The organism is Pseudomonas sp. P5_B2 (assembly GCF_056400445.1).
In genome coordinates this window covers 1-10454 of record NZ_JBFULH010000135.1, presented here as the reverse complement: position 1 = coordinate 10454, position 10454 = coordinate 1, and the positions used below count along the sequence as shown (strand labels likewise).

The 10454-nt window shown below is 58.1% G+C and carries 9 protein-coding genes; 5 read left to right on the top strand and 4 right to left on the bottom strand.

Annotated features, from left to right (window positions below; genetic code table 11):
• The 3 genes from argJ to AC1DRJ_RS13225 form a co-directional block, all read left to right on the top strand.
• The coding region (argJ, locus tag AC1DRJ_RS13235) for a bifunctional glutamate N-acetyltransferase/amino-acid acetyltransferase ArgJ (RefSeq protein ID WP_477802549.1) at window positions 1-1047 on the top strand (1047 nt) is incomplete at its 5' end.
• Between the two features lie 155 nt (window positions 1048-1202).
• The gene (locus AC1DRJ_RS13230; RefSeq protein WP_477802548.1) at window positions 1203-1835 is read left to right on the top strand and encodes a glutathione S-transferase family protein; all 633 of its coding nucleotides are present in this window, start codon (window positions 1203-1205) and stop codon (window positions 1833-1835) included.
• Window positions 1832-2776 carry a Nudix family hydrolase gene (locus AC1DRJ_RS13225; protein WP_477802547.1) on the top strand — a complete coding sequence of 315 codons (945 nt, stop codon included), beginning with the start codon at window positions 1832-1834 and terminating at the stop codon, window positions 2774-2776. Before AC1DRJ_RS13230 ends, AC1DRJ_RS13225 begins: the two co-directional genes overlap by 4 nt.
• 113 nt (window positions 2777-2889) lie before the next feature.
• Here the strand turns inward: AC1DRJ_RS13225 and AC1DRJ_RS13220 are convergent, their stop codons facing one another.
• Genes AC1DRJ_RS13220 through AC1DRJ_RS13210 form a run of 3 tightly spaced genes read right to left on the bottom strand, consistent with a single transcriptional unit; the run spans window position 2890 to window position 6468 of the window.
• Window positions 2890-3465 carry a cob(I)yrinic acid a,c-diamide adenosyltransferase gene (locus tag AC1DRJ_RS13220; RefSeq protein WP_477802546.1) on the bottom strand — a complete coding sequence of 192 codons (576 nt, stop codon included), beginning with the start codon at window positions 3463-3465 and terminating at the stop codon, window positions 2890-2892.
• Window positions 3466-3468: 3 nt separating this feature from the next.
• A complete protein-coding gene (locus tag AC1DRJ_RS13215; protein WP_477802545.1) occupies window positions 3469-5505 on the bottom strand; it encodes a sensor histidine kinase in 2037 nt (678 codons plus the stop codon).
• Window positions 5506-5550: 45 nt separating this feature from the next.
• Complete coding sequence (locus tag AC1DRJ_RS13210; protein WP_477802544.1) at window positions 5551-6468, bottom strand: putative 2-dehydropantoate 2-reductase; 918 nt, start codon at window positions 6466-6468, stop codon at window positions 5551-5553.
• Window positions 6469-6608: 140 nt separating this feature from the next.
• Between AC1DRJ_RS13210 and AC1DRJ_RS13205 the strand changes: the two genes are divergently transcribed.
• Together AC1DRJ_RS13205 and AC1DRJ_RS13200 are read left to right on the top strand one after the other, a co-directional pair.
• Entirely contained in the window at window positions 6609-7094 is a 486-nt protein-coding gene (locus AC1DRJ_RS13205; RefSeq protein ID WP_007906601.1) for a YajQ family cyclic di-GMP-binding protein, read from the top strand.
• A gap of 139 nt (window positions 7095-7233) precedes the next feature.
• Window positions 7234-8076 carry a mechanosensitive ion channel family protein gene (locus tag AC1DRJ_RS13200; RefSeq protein WP_477802543.1) on the top strand — a complete coding sequence of 281 codons (843 nt, stop codon included), beginning with the start codon at window positions 7234-7236 and terminating at the stop codon, window positions 8074-8076.
• 140 nt (window positions 8077-8216) lie between these two features.
• Here the strand turns inward: AC1DRJ_RS13200 and AC1DRJ_RS13195 are convergent, their stop codons facing one another.
• Window positions 8217-9563, bottom strand: a complete 1347-nt coding sequence (locus tag AC1DRJ_RS13195; protein WP_477802542.1) for an OprD family porin — start codon at window positions 9561-9563, stop codon at window positions 8217-8219.
• Between the last annotated feature and the right edge of the window lie 891 nt (window positions 9564-10454).

Genomic DNA, 10454 nt, shown 5'->3' with positions numbered 1-10454 from the left:
CCTGTGATCCTGGCCAAGCAACGTGTGCAAGGCCCGGTCCGTTACCTGTTGACCAACACTGGCAATGCCAACGCCGGCACCGGCGAACCTGGTCTGGCCGCCGCCGAGCGTACGTGCGCCAAACTGGCTGAGCTGACGGGCGTTGACGCCAGCCTGGTGCTGCCATACTCCACGGGTGTGATCGGCGAGCCGCTGCCGGTCGAGAAAATCGAAGGTGCGCTGCAAGCGGCCCTTGATGACCTGTCGATCCACAATTGGGAAGCTGCCGCCACCGGCATCATGACCACCGACACCCTGCCCAAGGGTGCCAGCCGCCAGTTTCAGCATGACGGCGTGACCATCACCGTCACCGGCATCAGCAAAGGTGCGGGCATGATTCGTCCGAACATGGCGACTATGCTCGGCTACATCGCCACTGACGCCAAAGTTTCCCGTGATGTGCTGCAAAACCTGCTGCTGGATGGTGCGAACAAGTCGTTCAACCGCATCACCATCGACGGCGACACCTCGACCAACGATTGCTGCATGCTGATTGCCACCGGCCAGGCTGCCTTGCCGGAAATCACCCGCGCCGAAGGCGAGTTGTTCGCCAAATTGAAACAGGCCGTGTTCGAAGTGTGCATGGACGTAGCCCAGGCCATCGTTCGCGACGGCGAAGGCGCCACCAAGTTCGTCACCGTTGAAGTCAACGGCGGTGGCAATCACCAGGAATGCCTGGACGTCGGCTACACCGTGGCGCATTCGCCGCTGATCAAGACGGCGCTGTTCGCTTCCGATCCGAACTGGGGCCGTATCCTCGCTGCCGTTGGCCGTGCCGGCGTACCGAACCTGGACGTGAGCAAGATCGACGTGTTCCTCGGCGAAGTGTGCATTGCCAGCCGTGGCGCGCGTGCCGCGACTTACACTGAGGCCCAGGGCGCAGCGGTGATGCAGCAGGAAGAGATCACCATCCGTATCGAACTGGGTCGCGGCGATTGCAGCGAAACCATCTGGACCACTGACCTGTCCCACGAGTACGTGAAAATCAACGCCGAGTACCGTACTTAAGACCGGGTCGCTCCCTTCGCGAGCAAGCCGGCTCCCACATTTGACCGAGTCCTTCCAGAAGAAATGCGATCGAATGTGGGAGCGGGCTTGCTCGCGAAGGGGGACTTCCAGCCACCAATTAAAGTGGCTTGTTTACTCCATCAAAGGTCCCGAACATGAGCCTCCACCTGATCATCGGCGACAAACTGCATTCCTCCTGGTCCCTGCGCGGCGCACTGGCCCTCGACCTGACCGGCGCGGCCTACACCGAAGAACTGATAAAACTGGGTCAGCCAGACACCCGCGAACGCCTCCTCAAGCATTCGCCGACCGGCAAAGTCCCGCTGCTGAAGACTGAACACGGCACCATCGCCGACTCCCTGGCGATTGCCGAGTACCTGGCCGAACAATTCCCTGAGGCTGGCCTCTGGCCAAAAGACACTGCCGCCCGAGCCCAGGCGCGTTCGGCTTGTGCGCAGATGCACGCCGGGTTCTTTGCCATGCGCGGCAACATGCCGTTCGATTTGAGCCGCAATGCGCCGCTGTCGCCGGTGCCAGATGATGTTGAGGCCGACATCCAGCGCATGCTGGCGTTGTGGGCTGAATGCCGCGAGGCGGCGACCGACACCGGGCCGTTCCTGTTCGGTAGCGCGACCCTGGCCGATGCTTACTTCGCACCGATTGCCGTACGCCTGCGCACCTATCAGGTGAAGTTGCCCGTAGCGGCTGAAGCCTACGTCGAAACGATTTACCAATGGCCGGCTTTTAGAGCCTGGCAGAATGCAGGTCTGGAGGAGGTTGGGCAGTGAAACGAGTCCACGTAGCCGCCGCCGTCATCCGTGACCACAGTGGCAAGATCCTTATTGCACGCCGTGCCAACACTCAGCATCAGGGTGGCCTGTGGGAATTTCCCGGTGRCAAGGTTGAGGACAACGAGTCCGTCGAAGCCGCGCTGACCCGTGAACTTCAGGAAGAGCTGGGCATTGTGGTCGGCACGGCGCGACCGCTGATCAAGGTTCATCACGACTACCCCGACAAACACGTGTTGCTGGACGTCTGGGAAGTTTCGGCCTTTGCCGGCGAACCCCACGGCGCCGAAGGTCAGCCGTTGGAATGGGTGTCACCGCGCGATCTGTTGAGCTACGAGTTCCCGGCGGCCAACCAGCCGATCGTTGCTGCTGCGCGGTTACCGGCCGAATATTTGATTACTCCTGAAGACCTGGAAACCCCGGCCTTGCTGCGCGGCATCCAGAAAGCCATCGCGGGCGGGATCAAACTTATCCAGCTACGAGCGCCCAATGGCTACGATCCCAAGTACCGCGACTTGGCGGTGGATGCGGCGGGGCTGTGTGCTGGCAAGGCACAGTTGATGATCAAGGGGCCGTTCGAATGGCTTGGTGATTTCCCGTCCGCCGGTTGGCACATCACCTCGGCGCAGTTGCGCAAATACGCGGCGGCGGGTCGACCACTGCCAGCGTCGCGCTGGTTGGCGGCGTCGTGCCATAACGCGGAAGAACTGGCGTTGGCCGAGCAGATGGGCGTGGACTTTGTGACCCTGTCGCCGGTGCAAAAGACCCAGACGCACCCGGATGCGCAGCCGTTGGGTTGGGAGCAGGCTTCGGTGTTGATCGAAGGCTTCAGCAAGCCGGTGTTCCTGTTGGGCGGTGTTGGTCCGGCAGAACGGCAACAAGCCTGGGAAGCAGGGGCGCAGGGTGTTGCCGGGATTCGGGCGTTCTGGCCTGAGGCTTGACCTGATCGTTCCCACGCTCCGCGTGGGAATGTATCCATGGACGCTCTGCGTCCGCTTTTGGGACGCGGAGCGTCCCTGCTGCATTCCCACGCAGAGCGTGGGAACGATCAGACCTAAGGTTTCACCGCCGCCTGCCACAAAATCTCCGCAACCCCCTGCCGCTTGGCAATCACCCGCGCCACCACAAACAACACATCCGACAACCGATTGATATACGCCAAGCCAACCCCGGCCAGCGGCTCGATCGCATTCAACTGCTGGCACCGTCGCTCCGCACTGCGCGCCAGGCTTCTGCACACATGGGCCTGAGCGATCAGCGCTGAACCGCCCGGCAGAATGAAATTCTCCAGCGGTCCCAACTCTTCATTCCACCGATCAATCGCCGCCTCCAGGCGTTCGATTTCCGCTGCGTCCAGCGCCTGGTACACCGGCATTGCCAGCTCGCCGCCGAGGTCGAACAACCGGTGCTGGCATGGCGCCAACACCTCAATCACCTCGTTCAACCCCGGATATGTAACGCCTTCTGCGGCCAAACCGGCCAGCAGTACGCCGACCTGACTGTTCAGCGAATCGACTTCGCCAATGGCCTCGATCCGCGGGTGGTCCTTGGGCACTCGGCGACCATCTCCGAGCCCGGTTTCGCCTTTGTCGCCAGTGCGGGTGTAAATCTTCGACAAGCGAAAGCCCATGGGTTACCTCGATAGCTGATTGAGTTCTTGAGCAACGACCTGCGTACCCGACAGGGGCAGACGCAAGGTGAAGCAGGTGCCTTGGCCCGGTGTCGACTGCACTTCCATCTGGCCCTTGTGATTGTTGGTGATGATGAAATAGGAGACCGACAGGCCCAAGCCAGTGCCCTGGCCGATTTCCTTGGTGGTGAAGAACGGTTCGAACGTACGTTTGCGCACGTTCTCACTCATGCCGATGCCATTGTCCTCGACCTGGATTTCCGCCCATGGTGGATTCAGACGGGTCCGCAGAATGATCCGCCCCGGTTCGCTGTCGTCCTCACGCTGGTGAATGGCTTGGGCCGCGTTTTTCAACAGGTTGAGCAGCACTTGTTCCAGTTCGTTGGCCGTGCCGGGCACCGGGCCCAGATCCGGATCGAACTGGCGATTGATTGCTTGGCCCTTGAAGTCGAAACCGATCGCGAGGTCGAAGTCATTGCCGGCGATCTCCACCGCTTGATCGATCAGCGCGGGCAGGTCGCAGGGGGCCATTTGCCGGGTGCTGCGGCGGCTGAAACTGAGCATGTGCGTAACAATCTTCGCCGCGCGAGCCCCCGCCTGTTGAATGCCATCCAGCAATTTTGGCACTTCGCGCACTTGCAGGTAGCGGTTGACCGTTTCCAGTTCGATACCGATCTGTTCGGCTTGCTCCATGTTCTTCGGCAGATCAGGTGACAGGCGTCGGCGAATATTTTGCACGTTATGCAGGATCGCGCCCAACGGGTTATTGATTTCGTGGGCCATGCCGGCGGCGAGGCCACCGACCGAGAGCATTTTTTCCGACTGCACCATCATTTCTTCCAGGGACAGCCGCTGGGTAATGTCGTCGATCCGGATCACCACGCCGCGCCCGGCACCGCCCATCAGCGGGTAAAAGGTCAGGGCGTAGTGTTTGGGCTCATCATCCTTGAACCATGTCACGCGCTCGATCTTGGCCACGGTGTGCTGCTCGACGGTTTGCTTGAGCTGCGGCAGAAACGGCTTCAGCGGTTCGAAGGCGAGGAAGATCGGCTGGTTCAGGGCCTCGTCCAGACGCGTGCCGGACAGGGCGCTGGCCTCCTGATTCCACTGGGTCACGTAGAGCTGCTCGTCGAGGGCAATCAGCGCCGACGGCATGGAGTCGATGATGCTGTTGAGGTAGTTCTGGAAGCCGGTGAGTTTCTTCTCGATCTTGCTGCGCACCTGGACTTCGAGTTCCAGCTTGCGGTTGGTATGGCGGGTTTCTTCGGCCAGACCTTGAGCCTGGTCATAAGCGGCTTGGGAGTCGTCCCGGGCACGTTTGAGTTGCTGCTCCCGCGCCTCGATCCGCGAGAGCATGGTGTTGAACGCCTCGGCGAGGCTGCCGATTTCGTCGTGGTTACCACGGGAGGCCCGCAATGCGTAGTTCTCCTCGCGGGTCACTTGCCGGGACAGCTCTTCGAGCTCATGGATCGGACGTGTAATCAGGCGTTTGATTTGCTGGGCGATCACCAGCCACAACAGCACACTGAAGATCAGAATGCCCAGGCTGGCGGTCAGGGTGCCGGTATAGAACGCCATCGGCAGTTCGCTGCTGGCCACCAACAGTAAATGACCAGGCTCTGTGCCGGGACGGGGCAGGGTGATCAGTTGATTGCTGCGAAATTCGGTCGCTTGCCAGGCTTCAATGTGCTGATAGTGGCTCGGCAGGCTCAGTTTGTCGCCATGTTGCAACTGCGCAAGGCGTTCGCCCTTGCCGTCATAAAGGGCTGCCGCACGCAGGGGTGAGTAGCTGTCGAGTTCGTTGAGCAGGCGCTCCGCGTTTTGTGGTGTCTTTAAGGCGTCGGCCACCATGCTGGGGTTCGACACCAGTCGGCCAATGGTCTGCAAGGCTTGGGGCGCCATGCTTTCCTGGGAGATGTAATAGGACGCACTGATGAACGTCAGGTTGGCGACCAGCAGTATGGTGATCAACAGCACCAGCAGGGCGGCCAGCAACTTCTGACCGACGGGGAGGTTTTCGAGGCGCTGGCGCAATGGCATCAGGTTCGTCGCTGAAAAGGAACAAGTGGCCAGCGTAGCCGCTGCTCAGTCGCTGGGCAATCCAAGGCTGTGCAGATGGCCGATCAGTCGTTGTTGTAATTGATGGAGGTGGGGCAGGTTCAGTTGGTGACGCGAGGCTACTTTGCAGACGTAACCCAGCAGGTAGGTAATTTCGGTGCGGCGCTGATTCGCGACGTCCTGGTACATCGAGGAGTAATTGGCCGCCGTGGCGTGGATCACGCGCTCGACTTCCTGTTGCAGGTTTTCTGCCGCCGCAGGCTGACCACAACGTTCCAGCAACTCGGTCAATTCACCGCAAAGGGTAGCGACTTCGCACTGGTGATCCTGCAATCCGCCATTGCGACACTTATGAAGGACGGTCAATGGATTGATTGCGCAGTTGAGCGCCAGTTTGCGCCACAACCGTGTGAGGATGTCTGTGCTCCATTCATGGGGAATCCCGGCGKCCGTCAAATCATCCAGCCAGATCGGCGCAACCGGATGGCCGGCATCCCCCAGCCAGGTGTAACCATGGCCAGCGAATACCACACGCCAGTCGCCATCGCGAAACGCTCCTTCAGTACTCGATGCACTCACGCAGCGTGCTTGCGGCACCTGCGCTGCGACGGCGTCCTGGCTGCCGAGGCCGTTCTGCAACAGGATCAGTTCGGCGTCGGGCGTCAGGCGTGGCGCCAGTTGCGCGACGGCTTTCTCGGCGTCGTAAGCCTTGCAGGCCACCAGCAGCCGACTGATCGGTTCATCGCTGGCAGGTGTCTGGCCGGGAATATCATAAGTAGTGGCTTCGCCCTGTTCCACCAGCGTCAGCCCGCCTGCCGTCTGATAGGCCTGCAAGCGTTGTTCATTGCGAACGATCAGCCTGACTGGCAGGTCGGCCCGCGCCAGGCGTGTGGCCCACAACGTGCCGAGGCTGCCGGCACCCAATACATGCCAAGGGGTCGACATCAGCTTTTTACTCGGTTTGATGCAGGCATGTGACGCTCGCAGTATGGGTTGGAAAAGACCCGTTATAATGAGCCCGATTTTAACCGCAAGCCAAGCGCGCACCACCGCAATCGAGTGCGCCTTTTTATTGGAGAGATTACATGCCGTCGTTCGACGTGGTATCCGAACTGGACAAACACGAAGTTACCAACGCGGTCGAAAACGCCGTCAAGGAACTCGATCGTCGTTATGACCTGAAGGGCAAGGGCACGTTCGAGTTCAAGGAAAAGGACCTGACCGTCAACCTGACCGCTGAGGCCGACTTCCAGCTCGAAGCGATGATCGAGATCCTCAAGCTGGCGCTGGTCAAGCGCAAAATCGACGTACAGTGCCTTGAAGTCAAGGATGCCTACGCGTCGGGCAAGCTGATGAAGCAGGAAGCGGTCCTCAAGGAAGGCATCGACAAAGAGCTGGCGAAGAAAATTGTCGCTCACGTCAAAGACGCCAAGCTCAAGGTCCAGGCCGCCATTCAAGGCGAGCAGGTGCGCATTACCGGCAAGAAACGTGACGATTTGCAGGAAGCCATCGCCGCCCTGCGCGCCAAGACGTTCGATATGCCGCTTCAGTTCAACAACTTCCGCGACTGACCTTTAACGCGGGAACCTCTCGGCGCTTTCGGCGTCCGAGGCCCAAGCAGCGGTAAAATGATTGAGCCGGAGACGGCTCGGTTGTTCTGCCGCTTTATTTTTTGTGTGCCGGAAAGCCGGAAAATCAAGGAGAACGTAGATGGACTTAAATGCTGAGGTAAACAACCTGGTCAAGATGTCCCAGGCCTGGATCCCGATGATCATGGAATACGGCAGTCGTGTATTGCTGGCAGTGATCACCCTGGCCGTCGGATGGTGGCTGATCAACAAAGTGACGGAAAAGCTCGGCGGCCTTCTGGCGCTGCGTAACGCTGACCTTGCGCTGCAAGGGTTCATCAGCAGCCTGGCGAACATCATTCTCAAGGTTTTGCTGATCGTCAGCGTCGCATCGATGATTGGTGTGGAAACCACGTCATTCGTCGCGGCCATCGGTGCGGCAGGTCTGGCCATTGGTCTGGCCCTGCAGGGCAGCCTGGCAAACTTCGCCGGCGGCGTGTTGATTCTGTTGTTCCGTCCGTTCCGTATCGGTGACTGGATCGAAGCTCAAGGTGTTGCGGGTACCGTCGACAGCATTCAGATCTTCCACACGGTACTGCGTACCGGCGACAACAAAACCATCATCGTGCCTAACGGCAACTTGTCGAACGGCATCATCACCAATACCAACCGTCAACCAACGCGCAAAGTCGTTTTCGACGTGGGTGTGGATTACGAGGCGGACTTGCAGAAGGCCCGTGAAGTATTGCTGGAATTGGCTAAAGATCCGCGTGTATTGGCGGATCCGGCACCTCAGGCGGTGGTTTCTACTTTGGGTGACAGTTCGATCACTCTTTCGCTGCGGGTCTGGGTAAAGACAGCCGATTACTGGGATGTAATGTTCATGTTCAACGAACAGTCTCGTGATCGTTTGAAAACTGCCGGTATTGACATCCCGTTTCCACAGCGGGTTATTCGGGTGGTTCAGGAATCTGTGTCGCAGTGATTGTTTTTTGATCATATTTGACTATTAAGTCAGGCATATTCTTAACAGAGCTGATTGTTTAAACGCAATATTTCAGCCAACAAAAAAGGCCCATCCGAAGATGGGCCTTTCTTTGATTACCGGGTGCTGACTTTCTGCAATTACAGAATGTTGAGCGGGTAGTCGGTGATCAGGCGGAACTCTTTGATATCGCCTTCGCCTTCGTCAGCATTGGCGTAGTGCCATGCTTGACGGATGCGGAAGGACAGATCTTTGGCCGGGCCGGATTGAACCACGTATTTGGCTTCAAAGTTGATTTCGTGGTGCTTGCCGTCTTCGCCGTACAGACCAGCGTAAGCGCTGCCCGCTGGAGTCTTGGTGCCGTCGATGTTCCAACCATCCACGTAACGGGTCATGAAGCTCAGACCAGGTACGCCATATTCAGCCATTTTCAGGTCGTAACGGGCTTGTACCGATTTCTCGCCAGGACCGTTGAAGTCGGAGTACTGGATGGAGTTGGCGAGGAAAATCGAGTCGCCACCGCGGTTGTTCTTGCCCACGCCGATGTAGTCGAACGGAGTATCGCCGTTAACCTTCTGGAAGCCCAGGGTCAGGGTGTGCGCATTCAGGAACGAGTAAGCAGCAGCCAGCGAGAAGGCGGTGTTGCTGATTTCGCCTGCGTTAGCGTCGCCGGTGTCCTGAGTGTTGTAGATGTTACCGTCGAAGTTCAGGGACTGAGTGCCACCCAGGGCGAGGGTGTAGTTCGCGTTGGCGTAGTACTGGTTCCAGATGTTATCGAGCTTGGCACCGTAGAGCGAAAGGCTCAGTGCATCGGTGGCGCCCCATTTGATGCCTGCGTAGTCGATGTTATCGGCTTCTACGCCAGCGTACGTTGCAAACAGGCCGCCGTCACGGGCGTTTTTGTCCTGGCTGGTCGCCGAGTAGAAGTGACCGCCTTCCATGTCAATATTGTTGAATTCGCTGCTCTGCAGTTGGAAACCGCTGGCAGTTTGAGGAAGGATACGGGAACCGCCAACAGCGAACACTGGAGCAGTGCTTGGCTGCATGTCACCGGCTTTCAGCTCGGTTTTGGATACGCGGATTTTAACGGCGCCGCCGGCTTTGCCTTGGCTGTTGTTGACATCGCGACCACCATTAGGGTTGGTGGTATCGCTACGGCTCATGTTGCCGGTGCCGCTTGTGCCGTCGCCACCGTCAAGTTTGATTGCCAGGTAGCCAAATGTATCAACGCCAACGCCGATCAGGCCCTGGGTGTAACCGGAGCTGTAGTTGCCCCAGATACCCTGGGTCCAGTCTTTCTGGTCCGGGTTGCCATTTTTGTTGTCACGGTTGAAGTAGTAGTTGCGAACCAGCAAGTTCAGCGAGCTGTCTTCAACAAAACCTTTGGCTTCAGCCTGGTCACTTACAAAAGGTGCGGCCGTAGCCAACTGGGTACTGGCTGCTGCTGCAACTGCCAGTGCGATCATGCTCCACTTCATCACGCGCATCGTGATTTGCTCCTTTGGTTTTTAGAAGAGTACTGCCGTCCCACCTGATTTATTATCTGGGCGGCTCTTTCTTTTTGTGTCGGCGCAAACTTATATCACGCCGACTCTATTGGCGATACTTGCGTATCCATCCTTTCGGCTTCTTTACGACCCTGTCGCAAACAGCTCGGTAGATGTCGCAAATTTACAGCGTCAATGCAAGCGGGCCGGCAACTTTAGCGTTGTTTTCCAGTGCTTGAACTTCGGTAAAAAGAGTCCCTTGGTGAAACGCTTGAATCTCCATCGGGCTACCCTGCCGCTGTTTTTATTTGCCTTGAGCCATCCACATCCCGCGGAGGTATTCAAGGCGATGTGGGTGTGAATGCAACAAACGTGCACAAATCAGCAGTTTGTTGCCTTTTTTTCTTCTGACCTGCCAATCGCTGTAAAAACCTCATAAAACCGGGCGTTTCAAGCACGTTTTATTCGGCTTGACGCAAAGGTTTGCGTCGTGTTTCAGCATGCAGGACGACGGCATGACAATTTAAAACGTTACCGGTCCACCCCGCAAGTGAGTAGATGGCGGATGCTGACGCGCTCAGCGTAGACGCACTGTGCGGTTTTGGTGCAGAAAATCTTAATGACTGTACGAAATTCATACAGTGCTGTCTTTTGTCCGATTCGAACACCTCGTTGTTAATCAGTCTATTCGGTGTTTTTGCCCCGGTCATGGGGTCTGTAATGGTGCGTATTGGTAAAAATGCCTCATGTCGGGGCGCGCGTCTGTTCGTGAAGCCAATACCGTTCGCAGGTATGCTGCTGTCCTGTCGCTTGGTGCGCCGTCCCTCGGAAGGGGCGCTAAGCTGGAAAATGAGAACCCGGCGGGAGTGCGCACAGTGTTCGCTTTAGATC

Bases quoted from the DNA above. Each gene is read 5' to 3' on its own strand.
- AC1DRJ_RS13205 (WP_007906601.1), top strand. From the start codon at position 6,609: ATGCCGTCGTTCGACGTGGTATCCGAACTGGACAAACACGAAGTTACC.
- AC1DRJ_RS13215 (WP_477802545.1), bottom strand. From the start codon at position 5,505: ATGCCATTGCGCCAGCGCCTCGAAAACCTCCCCGTCGGTCAGAAGTTG.
- AC1DRJ_RS13230 (WP_477802548.1), top strand. From the start codon at position 1,203: ATGAGCCTCCACCTGATCATCGGCGACAAACTGCATTCCTCCTGGTCC.
- AC1DRJ_RS13195 (WP_477802542.1), bottom strand. From the start codon at position 9,563: ATGCGCGTGATGAAGTGGAGCATGATCGCACTGGCAGTTGCAGCAGCA.
- AC1DRJ_RS13200 (WP_477802543.1), top strand. From the start codon at position 7,234: ATGGACTTAAATGCTGAGGTAAACAACCTGGTCAAGATGTCCCAGGCC.
- AC1DRJ_RS13220 (WP_477802546.1), bottom strand. From the start codon at position 3,465: ATGGGCTTTCGCTTGTCGAAGATTTACACCCGCACTGGCGACAAAGGC.